Origin of the sequence: Streptomyces sp. NPDC101118, from assembly GCF_044759445.1 — a bacterium.
Classification (GTDB): Bacteria; Actinomycetota; Actinomycetes; order Streptomycetales; family Streptomycetaceae; genus Streptomyces.
Map to the genome: position 1 here is coordinate 209,009 of NZ_JBIVZG010000008.1, position 24,474 is coordinate 233,482.

16 protein-coding genes and 1 pseudogene are annotated in these 24,474 nt (G+C 75.5%); 7 read left to right on the plus strand and 10 right to left on the minus strand.

Translation table 11 applies throughout. From position 1 onward, the window contains the following. Positions 1–1,734 (plus strand): glycosyltransferase family 39 protein, encoded by a 1,734-nt coding sequence (locus ACIQUQ_RS16340; RefSeq protein ID WP_403976096.1) that lies wholly within the window; start codon positions 1–3, stop codon positions 1,732–1,734. Positions 1,735–1,791: 57 nt separating this feature from the next. Further along, on the plus strand, positions 1,792–3,246 hold the full coding sequence (gene argG / locus ACIQUQ_RS16345) for an argininosuccinate synthase (protein WP_399948005.1): 1,455 nt from the start codon (positions 1,792–1,794) through the stop codon (positions 3,244–3,246). Between the two features lie 98 nt (positions 3,247–3,344). Here the strand turns inward: argG and ACIQUQ_RS16350 are convergent, their stop codons facing one another. From ACIQUQ_RS16350 to ACIQUQ_RS16375, 6 genes are all read right to left on the minus strand, one after another. Further along, entirely contained in the window at positions 3,345–4,358 is a 1,014-nt protein-coding gene (locus ACIQUQ_RS16350) for an FAD binding domain-containing protein (protein ID WP_403976101.1), read from the minus strand. Next, a complete protein-coding gene (locus ACIQUQ_RS16355) occupies positions 4,355–6,922 on the minus strand; it encodes a molybdopterin-dependent oxidoreductase (RefSeq protein WP_403976105.1) in 2,568 nt (855 codons plus the stop codon). Before ACIQUQ_RS16355 ends, ACIQUQ_RS16350 begins: the two co-directional genes overlap by 4 nt. Before the next feature lie 85 nt (positions 6,923–7,007). Further along, on the minus strand, positions 7,008–9,068 hold the full coding sequence (gene recQ / locus ACIQUQ_RS16360) for a DNA helicase RecQ (protein ID WP_403976108.1): 2,061 nt from the start codon (positions 9,066–9,068) through the stop codon (positions 7,008–7,010). Between the two features lie 86 nt (positions 9,069–9,154). Further along, entirely contained in the window at positions 9,155–10,558 is a 1,404-nt protein-coding gene (locus ACIQUQ_RS16365) for an aminobutyraldehyde dehydrogenase (RefSeq protein ID WP_403976111.1), read from the minus strand. Then, complete coding sequence (locus tag ACIQUQ_RS16370; protein ID WP_403976114.1) at positions 10,551–11,867, minus strand: flavin monoamine oxidase family protein; 1,317 nt, start codon at positions 11,865–11,867, stop codon at positions 10,551–10,553. The genes ACIQUQ_RS16365 and ACIQUQ_RS16370 overlap by 8 nt, the downstream gene beginning before the upstream one ends. A gap of 77 nt (positions 11,868–11,944) precedes the next feature. Then, positions 11,945–13,045 carry an ABC transporter ATP-binding protein gene (locus ACIQUQ_RS16375; protein ID WP_403976117.1) on the minus strand — a complete coding sequence of 367 codons (1,101 nt, stop codon included), beginning with the start codon at positions 13,043–13,045 and terminating at the stop codon, positions 11,945–11,947. Positions 13,046–13,359: 314 nt separating this feature from the next. Here ACIQUQ_RS16375 and ACIQUQ_RS16380 point away from each other — a divergent pair. Then, positions 13,360–13,848: pseudogene (locus tag ACIQUQ_RS16380) on the plus strand (zinc ribbon domain-containing protein); the annotation flags it as partial. Between the two features lie 53 nt (positions 13,849–13,901). Here the strand turns inward: ACIQUQ_RS16380 and ACIQUQ_RS16385 are convergent. The 4 genes from ACIQUQ_RS16385 to ACIQUQ_RS16400 all read right to left on the minus strand — a co-directional run bounded on the left by ACIQUQ_RS16385 (position 13,902) and on the right by ACIQUQ_RS16400 (position 18,276). Next, a complete protein-coding gene (locus ACIQUQ_RS16385) occupies positions 13,902–14,786 on the minus strand; it encodes an ABC transporter permease (RefSeq protein WP_403976119.1) in 885 nt (294 codons plus the stop codon). After that, on the minus strand, positions 14,783–15,664 hold the full coding sequence (locus tag ACIQUQ_RS16390) for an ABC transporter permease (protein ID WP_403976122.1): 882 nt from the start codon (positions 15,662–15,664) through the stop codon (positions 14,783–14,785). Before ACIQUQ_RS16390 ends, ACIQUQ_RS16385 begins: the two co-directional genes overlap by 4 nt. Position 15,665: 1 nt before the next feature. Further along, positions 15,666–16,805, minus strand: a complete 1,140-nt coding sequence (locus ACIQUQ_RS16395; protein WP_403976124.1) for a spermidine/putrescine ABC transporter substrate-binding protein — start codon at positions 16,803–16,805, stop codon at positions 15,666–15,668. Positions 16,806–16,887: 82 nt separating this feature from the next. Beyond that, positions 16,888–18,276 (minus strand): SRPBCC family protein, encoded by a 1,389-nt coding sequence (locus tag ACIQUQ_RS16400; RefSeq protein ID WP_403976126.1) that lies wholly within the window; start codon positions 18,274–18,276, stop codon positions 16,888–16,890. Positions 18,277–18,634: 358 nt separating this feature from the next. Between ACIQUQ_RS16400 and ACIQUQ_RS16405 the strand changes: the two genes are divergently transcribed. The 4 genes from ACIQUQ_RS16405 to ACIQUQ_RS16420 all read left to right on the plus strand — a co-directional run bounded on the left by ACIQUQ_RS16405 (position 18,635) and on the right by ACIQUQ_RS16420 (position 24,386). Beyond that, entirely contained in the window at positions 18,635–19,441 is an 807-nt protein-coding gene (locus ACIQUQ_RS16405; RefSeq protein WP_403976129.1) for a hypothetical protein, read from the plus strand. Next, complete coding sequence (locus ACIQUQ_RS16410; RefSeq protein ID WP_403976131.1) at positions 19,438–21,078, plus strand: NADH-ubiquinone oxidoreductase-F iron-sulfur binding region domain-containing protein; 1,641 nt, start codon at positions 19,438–19,440, stop codon at positions 21,076–21,078. The genes ACIQUQ_RS16405 and ACIQUQ_RS16410 overlap by 4 nt, the downstream gene beginning before the upstream one ends. A gap of 1,015 nt (positions 21,079–22,093) precedes the next feature. After that, positions 22,094–22,285, plus strand: a complete 192-nt coding sequence (locus ACIQUQ_RS16415) for a ferredoxin (protein ID WP_403976133.1) — start codon at positions 22,094–22,096, stop codon at positions 22,283–22,285. A gap of 1 nt (position 22,286) precedes the next feature. Then, positions 22,287–24,386, plus strand: coding sequence for an acetate--CoA ligase family protein (locus ACIQUQ_RS16420; RefSeq protein ID WP_403976135.1), 2,100 nt, complete (start codon positions 22,287–22,289; stop codon positions 24,384–24,386). Positions 24,387–24,474 lie beyond the last annotated feature (88 nt).

Here is a 24,474-nt window from a genome sequence, read left to right on the forward strand (position 1 = left end):
ATGCCGCCTCCGCCCACGGGACCGCCCGGCACCCTGCCGGCCCCCGCCACCGCGCCTCACCGGCCCCCGGCCGGCCCGCACCGGCCCGATCCGCCGGGTCCACCCGATCCGCCGTCCCCTCCCGGCCCACCCGCCCCACCCGGCAAGCCCGGCAAGCCCGCCCCGCCGCCTGCGCCCCCGCCCGCGGCTCGTCCCGGACCGCCGCCTCCACCCGGAGAACCGGCCGCGGATCCGCCCGCCGCCCGCTCCGCCGGGCACGAGCCCCGCCCCTCCTCCTCGCCCTCCCCCTCCCTCCGCACCGTCCGTGCCCTCCCCGCCGCCCTGGCCCTGGCCCTCGGCCTGTGGGGCATCACCCGGCAGGACTCGCTCTGGCGCGACGAGGCCGCCACCTGGCAGGTCGCCCGGCGCAGCCTGCCCGAACTGTGGCGGATGCTGGACCAGGTGGACCTCGTCCACGGCCTCTACTACGCCTTCGTCCACGCCGTCTTCGCCGTCTTCGGCGAAGGACTGGCCGCCCTCCGCCTGCCCTCCGTCCTCGCGGCAGCCGCCGCGGCCGCGCTCCTCGCCGACCTCGGCGCACGGCTCGCGGGCCCCCGGACGGGACTGGCCGCCGGACTCGCCCTCGCGCTGCTGCCGCAGGTCCAGCGGTACGCGCAGGAGGGCCGCCCGTACGCCCTGGTGACGGCCACCGCCGCGCTCGCCACCTGGCTCCTGGTGGCCGGGATACGGCGGCCGCGCGCGCGCACCTGGTGCGCGTACGCCGGAGCGGTCCTGGCCGGCGCGTTGCTCAACTGGTTCTCGCTGCTGCTCCTGTGCGCGCACGCCTGCACGCTGCTGCTCGTCCGGGCACCCCGCGCCGTACGGCGGGGATGGGCGTCCGCGGCGGGCGCGGCGGTGCTCGGCGCGCTGCCGCTGATCTGGGCCAGCCGCAGCCAGGCGGGGCAGGTGGCGTGGATCCGTCCGGCCGGCGCCGGGGCGGTCGCCCTCGTGGCCGCGTACGTGCTGGTGGCCTGCGCCTGCGCCCTGCTGCGCGGCGCCCGGCACGGCAGTGCGCCCCCGGGCAGGCACGGCGGGCGGGTGGGTGCGGCCGCCGTGGCGGTCCCCCTGTGCGCCGTGCCGCAGGTGGTGCTGCTGGCGGTCTCGCTGACGGTGCAGCCGCTCTACGTCGACCGGTACGTGCTGTTCTCGGCGCTGGGCCTCGCCCTGGCGCTCGGCATGCTCGTCACCGCGCTCGGGGCCCGGTTCGGGGCGCGGCCGGGTGCCTTCACGGCGGGGGTCGCGGCGCTGGTCTTCTTCGCGCTGCTGCCGGTCGAGCACCGGCTGCGGACGGCCGGGGGCCGGGTGGACGACGTGCGCGGGGCCGCCGCCCTGGTGGCCTCGGTGCGGGAGCCGGGCGGCGCCGGGGTGGTGTTCGTGCCGGCTGCGCGCCGGGACACGGCACTGGTCGCACCGGGTGCTTTCCAGGGGCTGCGCGACGTGGCTCTCGTACGGAGCCCCGCCGCGTCGGGCACGCTGCACGGCGTCGAGGCCGGCCCGGAGGCGATCACCCGTGCGCTGCTGCGGGAGCGCCGCGTGGTGCTGGTCGACGACGCCGGGGCCGGCGCGCCCGCCAACGCGCGCGACCGGGCCAAGCGGCGGGTGCTGGCCGGGTCCTTCGTGGCGGTGCGGTCGGAGGTGTCCGGCGGGCGGCGCGTCACCGTGTACGAGCAGAAGGGGCACGGAGGGGTGCGGTGAGGGAGCCCACCCGAAGAGGCTGTTGCATGTTCATGCGATACCTTGCATACTCTTCCTATGTCCAAGGTCCTCACCTCCCTCCCCGCCGGCGAGCGCGTCGGCATCGCCTTCTCCGGCGGCCTCGACACGTCGGTCGCCGTCGCGTGGATGCGCGACAAGGGCGCCGTCCCGTGCACCTACACCGCCGACATCGGCCAGTACGACGAGCCCGACATCGCGTCGGTGCCCGGCCGCGCCAAGACCTACGGCGCCGAGATCGCGCGTCTGGTCGACTGCCGCGCCGCGCTCGTCGAGGAGGGCCTTGCCGCGCTCACCTGCGGCGCGTTCCACATCCGCTCCGGCGGCCGCGCGTACTTCAACACCACGCCGCTGGGCCGCGCCGTCACCGGCACCCTGCTGGTCCGGGCGATGCTCGAGGACGACGTACAGATCTGGGGCGACGGCTCGACGTTCAAGGGCAACGACATCGAGCGGTTCTACCGCTACGGCCTGCTGGCCAACCCGCACCTGCGGATCTACAAGCCGTGGCTCGACGCGGACTTCGTGACCGAGCTCGGCGGCCGCAAGGAGATGTCCGAGTGGCTGCTGGCCCACGGGCTGCCCTACCGGGACAGCACCGAGAAGGCCTACTCCACCGACGCCAACATCTGGGGCGCCACCCACGAGGCGAAGACCCTCGAGCACCTGGACACCGGCATCGAGACCGTCGACCCGATCATGGGCGTGCGGTTCTGGGACCCGTCGGTCGAGATCGCCGCCGAGGACGTAACCATCGGCTTCGACCAGGGCCGGCCGGTGACGATCAACGGCAAGGAGTTCGCCACGCCGGTCGACCTGGTGATGGAGGCCAACGCCATCGGCGGCCGCCACGGCCTGGGCATGTCCGACCAGATCGAGAACCGGATCATCGAGGCCAAGAGCCGCGGCATCTACGAGGCCCCGGGCATGGCCCTGCTGCACGCCGCGTACGAGCGCCTCGTCAACGCGATCCACAACGAGGACACCCTCGCGCAGTACCACAACGAGGGCCGCCGCCTCGGCCGGCTCATGTACGAGGGCCGCTGGCTGGACCCGCAGGCGCTGATGATCCGCGAGTCCCTCCAGCGCTGGGTCGGCGCGGCGGTCACCGGCGAGGTGACCCTGCGGCTGCGGCGCGGCGAGGACTACTCGATCCTCGACACGACGGGCCCGGCCTTCAGCTACCACCCGGACAAGCTGTCCATGGAGCGCACCGAGGACTCGGCCTTCGGCCCGGTGGACCGGATCGGCCAGCTCACCATGCGGAACCTGGACATCGCCGACTCGCGCGCCAAGCTGGAGCAGTACGCCGGCCTGGGCCTGATCGGCACCGGCAGCCCGACCATCGGCGCCTCCCAGGCCGCCGCGACCGGGCTGATCGGCACCATGCCGGAGCTGCCCGAGGGCGGCGCCGAGGCCATCGCCTCGCGCGGCGAGGTCTCGGAGGAGGACCAGATGCTGGACCGTGCCGCCATGGAGTTCGGCACGGACTGACGCTCCCCCTCACCCAGGGCCGTGGAAACGGGCCGGCCCGGCGCCCTCGTGGCGCCGGGCCGGCCCGTTCCGCGTTGCGGGCGCGGCGGGTCCGGAGGTCACGCGAGTCCCACCGCGCGTTCCAGGACCTCCAGGACGGTGTCGCGGAACAGGGTCGCCTTGTAGCCGGTCTGCGGCAGGGGCCGGCAGCGGCCCAGGACGGTGGCGGCCGCTTCCGCGAGGACGGCCGGGGTCGCCTCCCGGCCGGTCAGCGCCGCCTCGACCTCCGGCAGGCGCAGGGGGACGCGCGCCACGCCGCCGGCGGCCACGGCCGCCCGGGTCACGGTCGCGCCGTCGAGCACGAGCCGGGCGGTGACCTCCACCAGGGGCCATTCGGCGCGCGACCTGCTGATGGACCGGTGGCAGGCGGCACGTTCGCCGGGCAGCGGGGCGGGCAGCCGGACGGCGGTGAGGATGCGGTCGGGCGGCAGCAGGTGGTCCGCGGTGTGCAGGCCCCCGCCGTCCCCGTACAGCTCGGCCACCGGGCGCGGGGACTCGCCGTGGACCTCGGCCTCGGCGTCGTACGTGAGCAGGGCGACGGCGAGGGTCGAGGGGTGCGGGGTGACGCACGGGCCGTCGCCGCTGACGACGCCGAAGTGGTGGTCGCCGGTGCGCGCCGGACAGCCGGAGCCGCCCTTCTGGAGGCAGTCGACGTGCGGGTTGCGGTAGTACCAGCACCGGTTGCGCTGGAGCAGGTTGCCGCCCACGGTGCCGGCGGCGCGGACCTGCGGGGTGGCCGGGACCGCGGCCGTGACCGCGAGGGCGGGCCAGCCCTCCCGTACCCGCGGGTCGGCGGCGAGTTCGGCCAGGGTGGTCAGGGCGCCGATCCGCAGCCCGCCGCCCCGCAGCGGGGTGCTGCCGCGCAGGTGTCCGGCGGCCGCCAGGTCGGTGAACGGGCCGGTCGAGAGGCCGGTGCGCTGCCGGGCGGTGGTGTCGGTGCCGCCGGCCCGGAACTCCCCGCCGCGGGCCCGTACGGCGGCGGCGAGGTCGGTGAGGGAGGGCTCGGCGGGCGTGGGGCCGGTGGGGGCGCGGCCGGTGGGCGCGGAGCCGGAGGGGGTGGGGCCGGTGGTCAACTCCGCAGTCCTTCCAGGAGCCGGTCGGGCCGGATGGGCAGGTCGTACGGGCGCCAGCCGGTGGCGTCGTGCACCGCGTTGGCCAGGCACGCGGCCGTGGGCAGGGCGGAGATCTCCCCGAGCCCGACGCCGCCGCCGGGCACGTGGTCGAAGCCCTCCTGGTGGAAGTGGACGGTGATCTCGGGGGTGTCGCCGATCCCGGGGACGCGGTAGTCCTCCAGGTTCTCGGTCAGCACCCGGCCGGTGGCCGGGTCGGTCCGGCGTTCCTCGTACAGCGCGTAGCCGATGCCCTGGACGACGGCGCCCTCGCACTGGCTGCGGGCCAGCCGGTCCTGGTGGATCCGGCCCGCGGCGATGCCGCTCCAGACCCGCAGCACCCGGGTCCGGCCGAGCCGGGTGTCCACCTCGACCTCGGCCACCTGCACCGATCCGGTGAAGCCGCGGCCGACGGCCAGGCCGTTCAGGGCGAACGGCGTCACGAAGCCGCGGCGGTCGCGGGGCCGCCGGCCGGTGACGGTCAGGCCGTGCGCGGAGTCCAGGCGCCCCGCGACGTCCCCGCCCAGCGCCGCGCGCAGCCGCTCGGCCGCGTCCTGCGCGGCGGGCGCCAGGGAGGGGGTGGTGCGGCTGCCGCCCGAGCGGGGGCCGTGGACGTCGGTGCTCAGGCCGATCTCGGCGCGTACCCGGTCCTCCGGCAGCCCGAGTCCCCCGGCCACGGCCCGCAGCAGCACGGTGCGGGCGCCGGTGCCCATGTCCTGGACGGCACAGCGGGCGACGACGGTGCCGTCCCAGACGGTCAGCCGGACCTCGGTGCCGGGGTCGAGGAAGTACATCCAGTTGGCCGCCGCGACGCCGACGCCCCGGCGGTACCGGCCGGTGCCGCCGCGGGGGCCGGACCAGACCGGGAGCGCGGCCGCCCGCTCGTAGAGGGCGTGGCGCTTGGAGTTGCCGTCCCAGCGGCGGCGCAGGGCGACGGGGTCCTCACCGAGCCGGTGCGCCATCTCGTCCACGGCCTGTTCCAGGGCCCAGCACAGCGGGGGTCCGCCGGGACCCCGGAAGGGGGCGCCCGGCGGGCGGTGGGTGACGGTGTCGAAGTCGCGGAGGCGGCGCGGGGCCTTGCCGTAGATGAACCGGGCCAGGGCCGCCACGGAGCTGCCCACCGCGACCCCGCCGTCGCTGTCCGCGTCGATGGCGAGGGCCGCCAGCTCCCCGTCCTCGTCCGCGGCCATGGCCAGCCGGAGCAGGACGCCCGGCCGGTATCCGCCGTCGGTGAGCTCCTCGTCCCGGTCGAGTGCCACGCGTACGGGGGCGTCGTGCAGCCGGGCCAGTTCCGCCGCGGCGACGATGTCGGCGCTCAGTCCGAGCTTGGCGCCGAAGCCGCCGCCGACGTGGACGGCCCGGACGACGACCCGCTCGGGCGGCAGGCCGAAGTGGCGGGCCGCGGCCTCCGCGACCGCCCCGACCGCCTGGGTGGAGACGTCCAGGCGGAGGGTGCCGTCGTGCCAGCTGGCCAGGCAGGCGTGCGGTTCGAGCGGGGTGTGGCTCTGCGCCGCCGTGGTGTAGACGCCCTCGACCAGTCGCTCGGGGGTGCGGGCACGTGCCTCGGCGATCCGGCGCACGGCGGTGGCTGCGCGCTTGTTGAGGCTCACCGGGCCGCGCCGGTTGCCGTGCCATCGGGCGGGCAGCGCGAGGGTCTCCCCCGCGCTGGGCGCGCCCTTGCGGGCGTCCTTGTCCGGGTAGACGAGCGGGCCCGTGCCGGCGCGGGCGTGCCCGGTGTCGAGCGCGGCGGGCAGGACGCGGTAGTCGACGGTGACCCGCCGTGCGGCGGCCCGGGCGGCGGCGCGGTCCCCGGCGGCGACGGCCGCGACGGGCTGGCCGACGTACCGGACCACCCCGCCGGGCGGCACCAGCCGCACCAGGTCCACGCCGCCCGCGTCGATCGCGCGGACGACCGCGTGGGCGTGCGGCGACCGGACGAAGGCCCCTTCCAGCAGTCCTTCGGGGCGGATGTCGGTGGTGTACCGGGCGGAGCCGTCGGTCTTCTCGGGGGCCTCGGCGCGCGGGGGTGCGGGGGCGCCGTCGGCCCGGGAGCCGTCCGGCGGGGCGTCGTGCTCGCCCGCGCAGGCGGCGGCGACCGCGCTGAAGATCCGCTCGTAGGCGCCGCACCGGCACAGATGGCCCGCGAGGGCGTCGGCGATCGCCTCGCGGCCGGGCGCGGTACGGCCGTGGGCGGCCCGCCACCGGTCGTGGAAGGCCGCCGCCCCGACCACGAAGCCGGGCGTGCAGTAGCCGCACTGGAGGGCGTCGTGGGCGGCGAAGGCGCGGGCCACGGGATGCCCGGCCAGGCCCTCGGCGGTCGTCACCCGCCGTCCGGCGAGCAGGACCGCCGGGGTCAGGCAGGACACCCTCGGCTCGCCGTCCACCTGGACGGTGCAGGCCCCGCAGACTCCGCCGCCGCAGACCAGCTTGGTGCCGGTGAGGCCCAGCCGGTCGCGCAGGACGTCGACGGCGGCGGGGTCGTCGTCCACGTCCGCCGTGTGCGGGGCGCCATTGACCTCGAACTCCACGAGCCCTTGATATCCCGGTCCCGGCGCGCGCGCAGCGCGCGGGGACCGGGAGGCGGCCGCCCGGGTGACGCGGGCGGCCGTCGCCCTACTGCCAGTCGTCCCAGGCCGGGTCCGGCTCCTCCAGGTCGAAGGGCGGTTCGTCGTCGAACGGGTCCGGGGGCTCGACGGCGGGCGCGGCCGCAGCGGCGCCGGCGGCTCGGGCGCCCCGGCCGGGCCCGGCGGGGCGCCCGGACGCGGGTGCGGCGGTGCGCCCGGACGCGGGTGCGGCGGCGGAGGCGGCGGCCTCCGGATTCCCCGCGCGGTGCTCGGCCAGGGCGTCGAGCACGCCTTCGCCGTACTTCTCCAGCTTGGCCTCGCCGACGCCGCCGACGCCGCCGAGCTCCTCGACCGTGGCCGGCAGCAGGGTGGCGATCTCCCGCAGCGTGGCGTCGTGGAACACCACGTACGCCGGTACTCCCTGCTCGCGTGCGGTCGCGGCCCGCCAGGCGCGCAGCGCCTCGAAGACCGGCACGGCGGCGGCCGGCAGGTCGACGGGCACCCGGGCGCCCTTCCCGGAGCGGGCGCCGGACTCCTTGCGGGCCGCGGCGACGGCCTTCTCCTTGCGCATCGGCACGGGCCGCCTGCCTCCGAGCACCTCGCCGCTGGCGTCGGTCAGGACGAGCGTGCCGTAGTCGCCCTCCACCGCCAGCAGTCCCTGGGCCAGCAGCTGGCGCACGACGCCCCGCCACTCCGCCGTGCCGAGGTCGGCGCCGACGCCGAACACGGACAGCTGGTCGTGGTCGAACTGGATGACCTTGGCGGTCTTCTTGCCCTGGAGGATGTCGATGATCTGGCCGGCGCCGAACTTCTGGCGCCGCTCGCGCGCCAGCCGCCACACCGTGGACAGCAGCTTCTGGGCGGCGACCGTGCCGTCCCAGGACTCGGCCGGGGTCAGGCAGGTGTCGCAGTTGCCGCAGGGCTCGCCCGCCTGCCCGAAGTAGGCGAGCAGCCGCACCCGCCGGCAGTCGACGGTCTCGCACAGCGCGAGCATGGCCTCCAGGTGCAGGGCCAGGGACCGGCGGTGCTGGTCGTCGCCCTCGGAGGTGTCGATGAGCTTGCGCTGCTGGACCACGTCCTGGAGGCCGTACGCCAGCCAGGCCGTGGCCGGCTCGCCGTCGCGGCCGGCGCGGCCGGTCTCCTGGTAGTAGCCCTCCACCGACTTGGGCAGGTCGAGGTGGGCGACGAAGCGGACGTCCGGCTTGTCGATGCCCATGCCGAAGGCGATCGTGGCGACGACCACCACGCCGTCCTCCCGCAGGAAGCGGGCCTGGTTCGCGGCGCGCGTGCGGGAGTCCATGCCGGCGTGGTACGGGACGGCGTCGATGCCGTGCTCCACCAGCGAGGCCGCGGTCTTCTCGACCGAGGAGCGGGAGAGGCAGTAGACGACTCCGGCGTCGCCCGCGTGCTCGGTCCTGATCAGCTCCAGCAGCTGCTTCAGCGGGTTGTTCTTCGGGACGATGCGGTACTGGATGTTGGGCCGGTCGAAGCTGGCGACGAAGTGCCGGGCGTCCTCCAGACCCAGCCGGGCCGCGATCTCGGCGTGCGTGGCCTCGGTGGCGGTCGCGGTCAGGGCGATCCGCGGCACCTTGGGCCAGCGCTCGTGGAGCATCGACAGGGCGAGGTAGTCCGGGCGGAAGTCGTGGCCCCACTGGGCCACGCAGTGTGCCTCGTCGATGGCGAAGAGCGAGACCGTGCCGCGGTCGAGGAGCCGCTGGGTGCCCTCCGTGCGGAGCCGCTCGGGCGCGAGGTACAGCAGGTCCAGCTCGCCGGCGAGGAAGGCCTGCTCGACGGCCTGCCGCTCGTACGGGTCCTGGGTGGAGTTGAGGAAGCCGGCCCGCACGCCGAGGGCGGTGAGCGCGTCCACCTGGTCCTGCATGAGCGCGATCAGCGGGGAGATCACGATGCCGGTGCCCTCTCTGACCAGCGCCGGGATCTGGTAGCACAGGGACTTGCCGCCGCCGGTCGGCATCAGGACCAGGGCGTCACCGCCGCCGACGACCTGCTCGATGATCTCCTGCTGCTCGCCGCGGAAGGAGCTGTAGCCGAAGACGCGGTGGAGCACGTCGAGCGCTTGGGAGACATCGGGGGAAACGTCGGAGAGGGCCATCCGGAAAGCGTATCGGCAGCGGCCGACACCTTCGGCCCGCGAGCCGGAGCCTGTGGAAAACTCCGGCCCGCCGGGCGTCCGCGGGGTCAGAGCATCACGTGCTTGGGGTGCGTGTAGTCCAGCAGGCCGGCCAGGGAGAGGTCGCTGCCGTAGCCGGACTGGCGGGTGCCGCCGTGGGGCATCTCCGAGACCGTGGTGCCGTGGGTGTTGACCCAGACGATCCCGGTGCGCAGGGCCCTGGTGGCCCGCATGGCCCGGTCGTGGTCCCGGGTCCAGACGCTCGCGGCCAGGCCGAAGCGGACGTCGTCGGCCAGCCGCAGCGCCTCCTCCTCGGTGGCGAAGGGCTGCACGGTCACCACGGGGGCGAAGGTCTCCTCCTGGACCAGCTCGTCGTCCTGGCGGACGCCGGCCACGACGGTGGCCTGGTGGAAGAAGCCCGGGCGCGGGAGGGTCCGGCCGCCGGTGACGATCCGGGCGTGCGCCGGGATCCGGTCCAGCAGCGCCTGGGTGGCGGCCAGTTGGGCGGCGTTGTTCAGTGGTCCGAAGGCCGCGTCCCGGTACCCGGGTGCTGCCGCGGCGGCGGCGAAGGCGGCGAGGAAGTCGTCGTACACCCGCTCGTGGACCAGCAGCCGGGACGGCGCGGTGCAGTCCTGGCCGGCGTTGTAGTAGGCGACCCCGGCCAGGGCCTCGGCGGTGGCGGCGACGTCCACGTCGTCGTGGACGACGACCGGGGCGTTGCCGCCGAGCTCCAGGTGGAGCCGCTTCAGGCCGCCGGCCGCCGCGGCGGCGATCTGCCGGCCCGCCCGTACGCTCCCGGTGACCGCGATCAGGGCCACCGCCGGGTGCCCGACGAGCGCGCGGCCGGTGTCGCGGTCCCCGCACACCACGTTGAGGACGCCCGGCGGGAGGTGCTCCGCGGCCAGGGCGGCGAGCAGCGCGGCGGAGGAGGGGGTGGTGTCCGCGGGCTTGAGCACGGTGGTGTTGCCGGCGGCGAGGGCCGGCGCGATCTTCCAGGCGGCCATCATCAGCGGGTAGTTCCAGGGGGTGATCTGGGCGCACACGCCGACGGGTTCGCGCCGCAGCAGCGAGGTGCGGCCCTCGGTGTACTCGGCCGCGGCGGCGCCCGGCAGGTTGCGGGCCGCGCCGGCGAAGAAGCGGAACGTGTCGGCGATGGCGGGGAGTTCGTCGGCGAGGAAGCGCCCGGGCGGCTTGCCGGTGTCGCGGCTCTCCGCCGCCGTCAGCTCCCCGGCGTGCTCCTCGACCGCGTCGGCGAGGGCGAGGAGGGCGCGCTGCCGGGTGGCCGGCGTGGTCGCCGACCAGTGCGGGAAGGCCGCGGCCGCCGCCGCGCAGGCCGCGTCGGTGTCGGCCCGGCCGGACCGGGGGGCGCGCCCGTGGACCCGGCCGGTGGCGGGGTCGACCAGGTCCGTGGTCTCGCCGGAGGCGGCGGGCCGGCCGGTGCCTCCGATGTGGTTCTCCAGGGTGTCAGCCACGGGCCAGTGCCTCCTTCGCCGCGGCGCGGCCGGTGCGGACCGCGCCCTCCATGTAGCCGGCCACCCACTGGTCCGACCCGCAGACGTAGAAGGGCGGTTCGTGGGTGCCGTGCCGGGGTCCCACGGCCAGGACGTCGCCGGGCGTCCAGTGGGTGACGTACCCCTGGGTCCAGGGATCGGTGCCCCACAGGCGGAGGTACGTGGCCAGCGGCCGGCGGGCCTCGTCTCCGTAGAGGCGGGCCACCTCGGCCAGCAGTTCGGCCGTGCGCAGGGCCGGGGGCGTGCCGAGCAGGACGCCGTACCGCTCGGGCGGGACGAGGGCGGAGAGCACGCCCTCGCTCTGCGGCCAGGTGCTGCCGAGCACGCCCTCGGACTCGGAGAGGCCGCTCAGGCCGCGGCTCCGCCAGAACGGTTCCGCGTAGGCGGCGGCGAACTTGGCCGCGACCGCGTGGCGCTGGCGGTGCAGCGAGGCGAGGCGCTCGTCGGGGACGCCCGTGACGGCGACCGAGCGGAGCGGTCCGACGGGCAGGGCGCTGACGACGGCGCCGGCGGTGAGGGTCTCGCCGTCGGCGAGGCGTACGGTGCAGCCGCCGGGGCAGCGTACGGCGACGGCGGCGACCGGCGCGCCCGTACGGATCCGGCCGGCGAGCCCCTCGGCCATCCGCAGGGCGACGGTGGCGGAGCCCTCGGCCACCCGCAGTCCCTCCCACGCCTCGTACTCGTAGTGGCCGTCGCCGGGCACGGCGGCGTGCTTGCGGAGGGCGGCGAGGAGGGAGGTGCGCTCGTACGAGCCGTCGGCGAGGGCGAGCTGTCCGATCTCCCAGAGGCGTACGACGGCGGGGCCGGCCCCCTCGGAGCGCAGCCAGTCGCCGACGGAGAGCCGGTCGAGGGCGGCGGCGTCGGGGTGGGACCACGGGTCGTCGGGGTCGACGGTCGCGGCGAGGGCCGTGAAGGCGGCGGTGGCCTTGCGGTGGGCGGCGTCGTCCCCGGGGGCGAACCAGTGGGGCGGGTCGCCGGCGGAGACGCCCTCGGGGGTGGCGCGGGCGAGGGCGCCGGGCTCGGCGACGTAGCTCGGGACCAGGGTGAGGCCGAGTTCGGCGACGAGGCCGGTGTACGCGGTGTGGGCGCGGCCGGCCACCTCGCCGCCGAGCTGCACGAGGCGGCCGTCGGGGAGCCGGGTCTGCTCGACGCGGCCGCCGACCCGGTCGCGGGCCTCGACGACGAGGACGTCGGCTCCGCCGGCGGCCAGGTCACGGGCCGCGGCGAGGCCGGCCAGGCCGGCGCCGAGCACGATGACGTCGTGGTTCATGGGGATGTTCCTCCGGTCGGCGCCGGTGCGGCGGCGCTGGGCAGGGGTCCGGGGCGGGGCGGCTGTCCGGGGCGGGGTCAGGGGGCCGGGCGGTCCAGGACCAGGCAGTGCTCCGGCTTCCAGGCGATCTCGACCTGCTCGCCGCCGCTCCAGCGGTCCTCCATGCGCGAGCGCACGGTGTTCTGCTCCAGGACCGAGACCGTGACGCCGGGGGCGAGTTCGATGAGGTACGTGGTGGTCGGGCCCGAGTAGACGGTCTCCCGCACCACCCCGCCGACCTTGGCCATGCCCGGCTCGAAGTCGGAGAGCCAGATCTTCTCGGGGCGGATCGAGAGGCTGACCGGGCTGTCGTCGGGCACGTCGGCGCGGGGACCGACGGGCAGGGCGGGGCCGCCCGCGTCGAGGAACACCTGGCCGGCCCGGTAGGTGCCGGGCACCAGGTTCGACGTACCCATGAAGGAGGCCACGAAGCCGCTGGTGGGGCGCTCGTAGACGTCCTCCGGCGTGCCGCACTGCTCGACCCGGCCCTCGTTCATGACGGCGAGCCGGTCGGACATGGTGAGGGCTTCGTCCTGGTCGTGGGTGACGAAGACGAAGGTGATGCCGACCTCGCGCTGGATCTGCTTGAGCTCGACCTGCATCTGGCGGCGGAGCTTGAGGTCGAGGGCGGCGAGCGGCTCGTCGAGGAGCAGCACCTGCGGGCGGTTGACCAGGGCGCGGGCGAGGGCGACGCGCTGCCGCTGGCCGCCGGAGAGGGTGGGCGGCTTGCGGTCGGCGAGGCCGCCGAGCTGGACGAGGTCGAGCATCTCGGCGACGCGCCGGCGGATCTCGGCGCGGGCGACGCCCTTGCGCTTGAGTCCGAAGGCGACGTTGTCGGCCAGCGAGAGGTGGTCGAAGAGGGCGTAGCTCTGGAAGACGGTGTTGACGTCGCGCTTGTTGGGCGGCAGGCCGGTGACGTCCTCGCCGCCGAGGAGCACGCTGCCCTCGGTGGGGTCGGCGAAGCCGCCGGTCATGCGGAGCAGCGTGGTCTTGCCGCAGCCCGAGGGGCCGAGGAGGGAGAAGAACTCGCCCGGGGCGACGTCGAGGCTGACGCCGCGGACCGCGTAGGCGTCGCCGGCGGCTCCGGCGTACCGCTTGCTGACCTGGTCGAGACGGACTGCGGGGTGCGGGTGCTGCATGGGTGTCACCTGACTTCTCCCGGGATGCCCCGGCCTTCAGGTCCGGGAGGAATGGGTCCTTGGAGTGGTGCCGCTGAGTGGCGGGGTTCTCTGCGCATCGGTTGTGAACTGCGCTCTCTTTCGTTGTCAGTGGGGATTGTCGGGTTCCTGGTCGTGACGGCAGCATCGGCTTGCGAGGGCGTGTCCGGGCATGCCCGGTGCTCGTTCCGGCTGCGTGTGTCGTCCTCCGCACGTACCGCTCTGGACGGCGACTGGGCGCGGTGTCGTTGGGTGTGGATCGAGTGCGTGGCGGTGTTTTTCGCGAAGTCCCGGGGGTGTACCGCGACAGCCTCGGCCACTGGTACGCCTCGTTCGTCGTCGCGGTCGAGACCGAGCCGCTGCCCACCACGGGTGCCGCGATCGGCATCGACTGGGGTGTGAAGGAGACCGCGACGACCACGTCCGACTCCCACGACCTGCCGCAGCCACACCACGGACGCACAGCCGCGGCCAAGCTGGCCGGTCACCACCGGATGACGGCCCGCAAAGCCGCAGACGCCGCGATCAGCGCCACCAGGGCTGGTCTGGTCGAGATGGCCCGTAAGCACGGACGGACCGTGCACCTGATCCACCCCGCGCACACCACCAGGGACTGCGCACAGTGCGGAGCGAGAACCGAGCACGCGCTCCCCCTCTCCGAAAGGACGTACACCTGCACGGCGTGCGGAGCGGTCTCGTCACGAGCCAAGAACTCCGCCCGCGTGATGTGGGTCCGGGCTGGTCTCCACCCGACTAGTGCTGATCTTGTAAGCGCTGCTCCCTGACCGGGGACAGCCGAAGTGAGCTGGGAATCCCCTCCCTTCAGGGAGAGGAGGAGTCAGTTCCCGGAGAGCAGATCGAGGCCGCCGCGGCGGCCGAACAGGCGCGGGATGGCGAGCGCCAGGGCGATGAGCGCGATGGACCCGGCGAGCATGAGGGTGCCGACGGCGTTGATGGTGGGCTGTACGCCGAACCTGATCGCCGAGTAGATGCGGACGGACAGCGGCTGGGGGTCGACGCCGGTGGTGAAGTAGGCCAGCACGAAGTCGTCGAAGACCAGGGCGAAGATCAGCACGGCGGACGCAAGGATGCTGGGGAACAGGGCGGGCAGGGTCACCAGGCGCAGGGCCTGCCGCCGGGTGGCGCCGAGGTCCATGGCGGCCTCTTCGACCTCGGGGTTGAGGGCGGCGATGCGCGAGCGCAGGATCACCGTCACGTACGAGATGGAGAAGGTGATCTCGGCGAGCATGACGGTGGTGGTGGAGAGGGTGATGCCCAGGCCCTTGAAGAGCAGCATGGCGGCCACGCCGGTGACGATCTCCGGGGTGATCAGCGGTACGAGCATCACCAGGCCGGCGAAGGAGCCGAGCCGGCCGCGGCCGCGGACCAGGCCGAGGGCGAGGGCGACGCCGAGGACGATCGAGCCGGCCATGGCGACGAGGGAGACCTCCAGGCTCATGCCGACCGAGTCGATCAGGACGTCGTCGTGGAGGAAGGCGGAGTACCAGCGGAGGCTGAAGTCCTTGAAGACGGTGAGGGACTTCTGCGAGTTGAAGGAGAAGAGGACGACGACGCCGATGGGCAGGTAGAGGAGGGCGAAGAAGAGGACGGTGACGGCGATGGCGAAGCGGGGCCGGCGTTCGGCCCCGCGCCGGCGGCGGGCCGTGGGGGCGGCCGCGCGGGTCCGCGTACCGACCGGCGGGCGGGTGGCGGCGAGGGTCATCGGGCCGCCTCCGCCTCGTCCTTGCGGGTGCGCCGGAGGTAGCCGAGCATCCCGAGGAACAGCACGGCCATCAGCAGCATGGTGAGGGCCGAGCCGAGGGGCCAGTTCTGGCCCTGGAAGAACTTGTCCTGGATCAGGTTGCCGATCATGATCTGGTCGGGGCCTCCCATGAGCTGGGCGCTGACGAAGTCGCCCATGGCGGGCAGGAAGACGAGGACGCAGCCGGCCGCGGCGCCCTGCCGGGTGGCGGGCACGGTGACGAAGAGGAACGTGCGCAGGGGCCCGCCGTAGAGGTCGCGGCCGGCCTCGATGAGCGAGGTGTCCATCCGCTCCAGGGCCGCGTACAGCGGGATGATCATGAACACCACGAAGCCGTAGACGAGTCCGGCGACGACGCCGGGGCCGGTCTGGAGGATCTTCGTGCCGTGGTCGGCGAGGCCGAGGCTCCGCAGGGCCCGCAGCAGCGGTCCGTCGTCGGAGAGGACCACGGACCAGCCGTACATCCGGACCAGGTAGTTGGCGAAGAACGGTACGACGATCGCGGCGATCAGGAGGTTCTTGTACCGGCCGCCGCACATCGCGATGGCGTACGCGACCGGGTAGGCGACGGCGAGGCACACGAGGCAGGTGACCAGCGCGTAGCCGAGGGAGCGGAGCAGGACGGTGCGGTAGGCCGGGTCGGCGAGGGCGGCGATGTTGGACGGGTCCAGGCCGAACTGCGGGTTTCCCAGGGGGTCGGTGGTGCCGAAGGCCAGGGTGGCGACCAGCAGCAGGGAGACCACCAGGAAGCCGGTCATCCAGAGGGTGCCCGGGAGCATGAGCCACGTCCACAGCCGGGTCCCCGCCGCGGCGGGCCCGGGACGGTCGCGTCGTGACATGTCAGCCGGCCTTCACTTCGGTCCAGGCGGCGTCGCGGGCGCGCTCGCCCGCGGCGCCGGCGTTGCGGTAGTAGAGGTCGTCCTTGAGGTCGTCGGCGCTGACCTGGCACTGCGGGAAGGGCTCCACGAGGGCGCTGTAGGTGTCCTCGGTGCCGCGCACCGGCATCGGGTAGCCGATGTACTCGATGTTCTTCTTCACGTTCTCCGGGCGGAGCATGTAGTCGATGAAGAGCATGGCCGTGCCGGGGTGCTGCGCGTTGGCGGGGATGGCGTAGCAGTCGGAGTTGACCGGGGCGCCCTCGCGGGCGACCTCGAAGCCGAAGACGTTCGGGTCCTTGGCCTGGGCGAGCATGGCGGCCATGTCGCCGCTCCACGCCTGCGTCATGTCGGCGTTGCCGTTGAGCAGGTTGTTGTAGCTGTCGCTGGAGAAGCCGCGCAGCCGGGGGCGGAGCCCGCGCAGCGTCTCGGTGATCATCTTGAGGTCGTCGGGGTCCTCGGTGCTGATGTCGAGTCCGTGCTTGAGCGCGCCCATGCCGAGCACCTCGTCACGGTCGTCGAGGACGAAGACCTTGCCCTTGGCGCGGGCGTTCCACAGGTCCTGCCAGGAGCCGGTGAGGTCGCCGAGGCGGTCCTTGCGCCAGCCGATGCCCGTCTTGTACATCGTGAACGGGACGGTGTGGGCGGACTTCGCGTCGTACCAGGGGTCGGCGAAGTACGCGTAACCGCCGAAGACCGCCTCGGCGTTCTTCAGCCGGGAGTGGTCGATGGCGTGGAGCTTGCCGCCGGCGGTGAGGCGCTGCGCCCATTTCGCGGTGGGGAAGATGATGTCGTAGCGGTTGCCGGAGTTGAGCTTGGCGGCCATGCCCTCCATGGAGTCGTAGTTCGACTGGATGACCTTGACGCCGTACTCCTTCGAGAAGCCTTCGAAGACGGCCGGGTCGACGAAGTCGGCCCAGTTGAAGTAGACGAGGTCGCCGTCGACCTTGACGTCGATCGGCTTCTCGCCGGTCGCGCCGGGCTTCGGGTCGGGGCCGGCGGAGAAGCCGCAGCCGGCCGCGCCCAGTCCGAGGGCGGCGGTGGTGCCGGCGACACCGGCGCGGAGGAGGGAGCGGCGGGACAGGGATCGTGCCTCGGGGGACATGGGGGTCCTCTCCGTAGGGCCGCGGGGGGACGGCGGGTGATGAACTGCGCGTCGGCGCACGGTGGTTGTCCGGTACCGCGGGTCAGTGCTCCGCGGCGTCGGGATCGGTGGTGCCGGGTCCGGCGGCGTCGAGGTCGGCGCGGATCCGGGAGGCGAACCAGCCGACCGGAGACTCGCGGCGGGACAGCGGGCCGGGCTCGAACCCGGGGGTGGAGAGCCCTTGCTGGACGCGGGCGACCAGCTCGGCGTCCTCGTCGTTGGTGATCCAGCCGATGTGGATGTTCAGCCGCCGGGCGAGGCGGGTGCGCAGGCTCGTGCCGCGCCGGGTGTAGAAGGCGCCGGGCACGGCCACCCGGTCCACGGCCGTGGGGATCGCGGTCCAGGCCAGCACGTGGTCCGGGTAGAAGTCGATCAGGGTGTTGGGGTAGATCACCGCGTACCGCCAGACCCGGCGGTCCGCCTCGGCGAGGCCCGGCATCGGGGCGGCGATGCGCTGGTAGAGGCGCTCGGCCCAGTTCGAGGACGGCTTCTCCCGCAGCGGGGAGGCGAACAGCGCGTACGCCTCCTCGGTACGGCAGCTGTAACGCTGGTAGTCCAGCAGGCGCATCAGCCCGGGGTGGGCGACCGGCACGTGGTAGCCCTCCAGGTAGTTGTCGACGGCCACCTTCCAGTTGGCCTCCTGTACCTCGGCGCCGGCCAGGTCGTGGATGCGGCTGCGGCCGATCGGCACGAGGTCGGCGCCGGCGTAGTGACCGACCTCCTCGGCGAGGCCGGCGCACTGCTCGGCCAGGGGGACGGCGTCCGGGTCGAGGTTGACGAAGACGAAGCCGAGGAAGGACTCGACGCGGGCCGGGAAGAGGCCGAGCCGGGGTTTGTCGAGGCACGGGATCTGCCGGGCCTCGGGGGCGCCCACCAGGCTCCCGTCGAGCCGGTAGGTCCAGCCGTGGTAGGGGCAGCGGATCGCCTTGCCGGCCGGTTCCGGAGCGGTGACCAGGCGGGTCCCGCGGTGGCGGCAGACGTTGAGGTGGGCGGCGAGGCCGCCGTCCTCGGTGCGGACGACGAGGACCTCACGGTCCGCGACGGTGGCGGCGAGCCGGGCACCCGGTCCCGGCAGGTCGGACTCGTGGCAGACGAGCTGCCAGGACTTGGCGAAGACGTGCCGCGTCTCGGCGGCGGCCGTGGCGGGGTCGGTGTAGTAGCGGGCCGAGAGGGCGGGGGCGGGGTCGTCCTGGCCGCCGGGCGCCGGGCGGGCGGGGCCGGGGTCGTCCTGGCCGCCGGGCGCGGGCACCGGGCGGGCGGGGGCGGGGGACGCCGGGCGGTCCGTGGTGGGGGCGGGGGGCGACGACCGGTCCGCGCGGGGGGCGGGGGCGGGAGCTGCGGAGGCCGTCGGCCGGTCCGCGGTGGGGGAAGCCGCGCCCGGGGTGTCGTCGCCGGGCTCGTGGAGTGGTGTTTCTGGCGCTCTGGACTGCATCGGGTGACTCCTCCATGCCGTCCGTACGGCGATCGGATGTCGAGGCGTGCCAGGGGACGGGGCAGCACGTCGGGCCGGGGCCGCGAGGTTGCTGACCGATTGGACAGTCAGATTGCTGGCTGATTTCCGCCGGGTCAAGACTTGTACGCTGACCGATCGGTCAGCTAGCGTGAATCAGGTCACTGACCGATCGGTCAGCAAGCGTGTTGCGTCTTCGCCGCGTACGGGTTCCTCCGCGTACGCGCTGCTCCAGGGCCGTATACGGCCCGGCTTCGCCCCCACCTCCCTTTCCTCCCGAACCCCTCCGCCGCACGGCCGTCCCGGCCGGGGCGGCGGCCCCACCCTCCCGGAGGCACGCATGAGCGGTCGTCGGCGTCTGGACTGGCTCGGTCTCACCCCCGAGCCGGAGCGGGAACTCCCCGCGGCGGTCGCCGCGCTGCGCGCCTCGCTCCCCCGCCCACCCACGGGCACGGCCGGCAGTGTTGGGGCTGGTGCCGGTGCCGGTGCCGGTGCCGCAACGGGTGCCACCGCCACCGCGGCGGCTGCGACCGGCACGGACCCCGCCGCCACGGCTGGGACCGGCACCGCTGAAACCGCCACCGCGACGACCGGCACGGGCACCGCGGCCACCGGCACACCCGCCACCGCCACGGCCGGGACCGGCACGGCTGACGCCGCCACCGCGACGACCGGCACGGGCACCGCGGCCACCGGCGCCACCGGCACACCCGCCACCAGCCCGGCCGGGACCGGCACGGCTGCCGCCGGCACCGCAACGACCGGCACGGGCTCCGCGGCCACCGCCGCCACCGGCACACCCGCCACCGCGACCGCGACCGGCGCGGGCTCCGCCGCCACGGCGGGCCTGGCCGTCCTGGTCGCCGCCGAGCGGCGGCGCGTGGAGCACCTGGTCCTGCGCGGCGGCCGGCACGACTGGCTCCGCTACCTCGCCGAGGTCACCGGCCTGGTCACGGCCGTGGCCGCCGGCACCCGCCCCGGCGACCGCACCGCCGCCCTGCTCGCCGCCGAGGTGGTCCTCGACCACCACCACATGCTGATCGGCCTCCCCGGCCCGGGGTACGGCCGCACCGCCAGGGACCGCACCGCGCTCGAAGAGGCGGTACGGGTCCTGCGCACCCCCACCCGCACTGGAGACCCCCGATGACCGTGATCCGGCACCTGACGGTCCCGCCGTCCGCCGGCGTGCTCGGCCCCGCGCCCGGCACGGCGGAGAGCGCCGAGGCGTACGCCGCCGCCGGCGGCTACGCCGGCACCACCACCCCGGGCGCACTGCTGGACCACCTCGACGCGTCCGGTCTGCGCGGCCGCGGCGGGGCGGGCTTCCCCGCCTCCGTCAAGCTCCGCGCCGTACGCGACCGGGGCCGCGCGGACGGCGGGGCCACGCCGGTCGTCGTGGCCAACGGCGAGGAGGGCGAGCCCGGTTCGGTCAAGGACCGGTGGCTGCTGCGGGCCCGCCCGCACCTGGTGCTCGACGGTCTCGCCCGGGCCGCGGCGGTCACCGGGGCCGGCCGCGGCTACGTGTACCTCTCCGACCCGGAGGCCGCCGCCCGCGTCCGCGGCGCACTCGCCGAGCGGCCGCCGGCCCTGCCCGTGGAGGTGATCGAGACCGGGCACGCGTACGTGGCCGGCGAGGAGAGCGCGGTGGTCCGCAGGATCGACGGCGGCCCCGCCCTGCCGCGCGCGAAGCCGCCGCGGCCGTTCGAGCAGGGTGTGGGCGGCGCGCCGACGCTGGTGTCCAACGTCGAGACCCTGGCCCGGATCGCCCTCACCGCCGCCCGCCCCGACCTTCGGCTGCACATCGCGCGCAGCACCCTGGTCACGCTGTCCGGCGGCCCCGGCGCACCGCTGCTCACCGAAGTCCCGTACGGCACACCCCTGCGCGACCTGGCGGAAGCCGTCGGGGTCCCGGATCCGGCGGGGGCGCTGATGGGCGGACTGTTCGGCGGGCTCGTCGACGCCCGCGCCCTCGGGCTGCCGCTCGAACCGGACGCGCTGGCGGCCGCGGGCACGGCGCTGGGCTGCGGCGCGGTGCGGTTCCTCGCGAGCGGGGAGTGCCCGGTGTCGGCCGCGGCCGACGCGGCCGGGTACCTCGCCGCCGAGAGCTCGCGGCAGTGCGGGGTGTGCGTGTCCGGCACGGCCGCGATCGCCGGGGCCCTGGCCGGCCTCGCCGCGGGCACGGCCGCCCCGGACACCGCCGCCCACCTGGAACGCTGGTCCACGGGCCTCCGGGGCCGCGGCGCATGCGCCCTCCTGGACGCGGCCGCCTCCCTCGCGGGCAGCCTCCTGCGTGCCTTCCCGACCGCGGTGCGGTCCCACCTCGCCGCGCCGTGCGATGCCTGCACCGCGCCGCCCGCTCCGGGCCGGACCGGCCGCCTCACGGTACCGGTACCGCCGGTCCCGGTGCCGCCGGTCCCGGATGCCCCGATCCCGGACGCCCCGATCCCGGACGCCCCGATCCCGGATGCCCCGGTCCCGGACCGGCCGGCCGCCGCCGGTCCGCTCGGGCGGCCGCTCGCCGACCCGGCACCGGCGGACGCGGCGGCCGACCGGCTCGCCCCGGCGATACGCGCGAACGCGGGCCGGCCCGGCCCGGGCGGCCAGACCGAGCGCCCATCCGGCTCGCCGGCCCCCGCTGTCGCCGAGGGGCGGGCCTCGGGCCGCGAAGCCTCGCCGGCGGCCGGCGGAGGCTCTGTGCACTCGCCCGGCGGCGGGGCCCGCGGGGCCACCCGCCCGCCGGTCGCCGCCGAGGCCATGGGGGCCGGTCGTGCCGACGACGGCTAGGCCGTGTCCGTCGGGTCAGGCCGGCTCGGCCCGCGGCGTTCCCCCAGCTCCGCTGGGTGGTACCCCCAGGTGCCGTGCATCGCGCGGCCGAGGAGGGAGTCGACGCGGTGGGGGCGCCCCCGGCGGTAGCCGGGGGACGTCGGCGACCGACGAGAACGCGGCGAGGCGCGGTGCCTGGGGCTACCACCCAGCGGAGGTATGGGAACGCCGCGGGCCCGACAGCCTGATCCGAAAGACACGGCCCGGTGCCAGGAGTTCTTCGCGGGTGCGGGCGTTGCCGTGGTGGGGAGTTGGAGGTGCCCCGGTCCCGCCCTTCCACCGTTCCTCAACCGGCTACCGCCGGCGGATCCGGCCGAGAGGTGCGCCCGGCCCCTTCCGGGGGCTCCGCCCCCGCACCCCCGCTCCTCGAACGCCGGAGGGGCTGGAACCACGGCCGGGCCGAAGCTCAAGCCCCACCCCCACGTACGGCGCGGGACTCCCCCGCTACCGAGCCTCGAACACCGGCGAGGCTCGGGGCTCAGGTACTGCGCACGACCCGCCCCACCAGCACCGACGCACCGGCACCGCAAGCCCGTGCGGCCCCGGAGCACCCCAGCCCTGCCCATCCAGCCGCAGGAAGGAACCGGCCGGGCGCTCCGCCCGCAGAGAACCACCAAACCGTCACCACGCAACCCGGCCCCCAACCCACCCGGCACGGGACCACCACGAGGTCCCGGACCTGCCGCAACTCCCAGACCGCCCGGCGTTTGAGGGCGACGGGGTCCGGGGCGGAGCTCCGGTGAGCGGGAGAGGGGCGGGTGGGGGAACCGCTCCGCGCAGCGGCCGGCCCACCCGCACCCGACACCGCACCGGCACCCACACCCGCACCCGCACCCGCACCCGCACCCGCACCCGCACCCGCACCCGCAGGGCTCGCACAACACCCCGTCCCCCGCACGCAACCCCGCACCGCCCGAACGGCACCCGTACCGCCCCCGGAGGGCACCGCACCCGTACCACCCGAAAGGACAACCCCGTGAAACTCCTGCTGGACGCCACCCTCTGTCAGGGATACGGGGTGTGCCAGGAGCACGCCCCCGAGATGGTCGAGCTCGACGAGTGGGGCTACGCCAGGGTCGTCGTCGTCGACGTGCCCGCCGGTGGCGAGGCCGCGGCGCGCGCCTGTGCCGAGAGCTGCCCCAACTCCGCACTCCGCGTGGAGGGATGACATGGGACGCGACCTCACCCCCCTCTTCGACCCCGTCTCCGTGGCCGTCGTCGGCGCCAGCGACGACCCGGCGAAGTACGGCCACGCCGTCGCCGCGCAGGCGCTCCGCGCCCCCGGCCGCCGGCCCGTACACCTGGTGAACCGGCGGGGCGGCACCGTGCTGGGCCGCACCGCTGCCACCTCCCTCGCCGAGATCGGCGAGCCCGTCGAGCTGGTGGTCGTCTCCGTGCCCGCCGCCGGCTTCGAGGCCGCCGTCGACGACGCCCTGGCCTGCGGCGCCCGGGCCATCGTCGCCATCACCGCCGGCTTCGCCGAGGCCGGTGCCGCCGGCCTGGCCCGGCAGCGGGCGGTCGCCGAGCGCGTCCGCGCCGCCGGAGCCGTCCTCGTCGGCCCCAACTGCCTCGGGATCGCGGACAACACCACCGAGCTGTACCTCGCCTCGGACCGCTTCGCGCCCGGCGGCGTCGCCCTGCTCAGCCAGAGCGGCAACCTCGCGCTCGAACTCCAGCTCCGCTGCGCCCCGCACGGCCTCGGCTTCTCCCGGTTCGTCTCGCTCGGCAACCAGGCCGACGTCACCCTCGTCGACCTGGTCGAGGACTGCGCGCGCCACGAACCCACCACCGCCATCGCCGTGTACGCCGAGGACTTCGGCGACGGCAGGGCCTTCGCCCGGGCCGCCGCCGCGGCCGGGAAGCCGGTCGTCCTGCTCACCGCGGGCCGCGGCAGTGCCTCCGCCCGCAGCGCCCAGTCGCACACCGGCGCCCTGACCTCGTCCGCCGACGTGGTGGCCGCCGCCTGCCGCGACGCGGGGGTGGAACTGGTCCGCACCCCGCGGGAGATGACCGTCGTACTGGCCGCCCTGGCCCCGGGCGCGGGCGGCACCCGGCACCGGCCCTCCCCCGCCGGCCGGAGGCGGCGGACCGCCGTGTTCACCGACGGCGGCGGGCACGGCGTCATCGCCGCCGACGCCGCCGAGGACGCCGGGCTCGCCGTGCCCGAGCTCTCCGCCCCCACCCAGGACCGGCTCCGCTCGGTGCTCTGGGAGCAGTCCGCGGTCGGCAACCCGGTCGACCTGGCGGGCATGGGCGAGCAGCGCCCCCTGTCGTACGCCGACACGGTCGCCGGACTGCTCGGCGCGGACGAGGTCGACGCCGTGCTGATGACCGGCTACTTCGGGGGGTACGCCGCCTCCGAGGGCGGTCTGGGGGGCGGCGGCCAGACCGGCGGCTCCGTGCTCGCCGAGGGCGAGACGCGGGCCGCGAAGGAGATCGTCGGGCACCTGGCCGCGACCCCGAAGCCCCTGGTCGTGCAGTCGATGTACCCGGCGTCGCCGAGCTGCCGGGTGCTGGCCGAGGCGGGCGTGCCGGTGTTCTCCGCCACCGAGGACGCCGCCCGCGCGCTGGCCGCGCTCACCGGCCGGGGTGCCGCCGGGCCCTCGGGGATCCCGGCGCTGCCGCCCGCCGCGGCGCCGCTGCGCGACCCCGGCTACCACGGGGTGCGGGCGCTGCTGGCCGCCGCCGGGGTGCCGTTCCCGGCCGCCCGGGAGGTCACCGACGAGACCGGGCTGCTCGCCGCGGCCGCGGAGTTCGAAGGCCCGTACGTACTGAAGGCCCTGCACGTGCTGCACAAGTCCGACGCCGGCGGCGTGGCCCTGCGCCTGGACGGCCGGGAGGCGCTGCTGGCCGCGTACCGCGAGATGCACGCACGGCTCGGCGCGCCCGCGTACTCGGTCGAGGCCATGGCCGACCTGTCGGACGGCATCGAACTGATCGTGGGGGTGAACCGGGACCCCCGGTTCGGCCCGGTCGCCCTGGTCGGCCTCGGCGGCGTGCTGACGGAAACGCTGCGGGACGTCGCCTTCGCGCTGGCGCCCGTACCGGCCGGACGGGCCGCCGGCCTGCTGCGGGGCCTGCGGACCGCGCCGCTGCTGGCGGGCGTGCGCGGCCGGCCGGGCGTCGACGTGGCCGCCGCGGCCGACGTGATCGAACGGATCACCACCGTCGCCGCCGAGCACCCGGAGATCGCCGAGCTCGAGGTCAACCCCCTGCTGGTGCGCCCCGACGGCGCCCTGGCCCTGGACGCCCGGGCCGTCCTGGCCTGACCGGCCGGCGAGCCCCCGGATCCGACGGCCACGACAGACCCGCCCGACACCCCAGCCCGCACACCCCAGCCCGCACACCCCCGCCCGC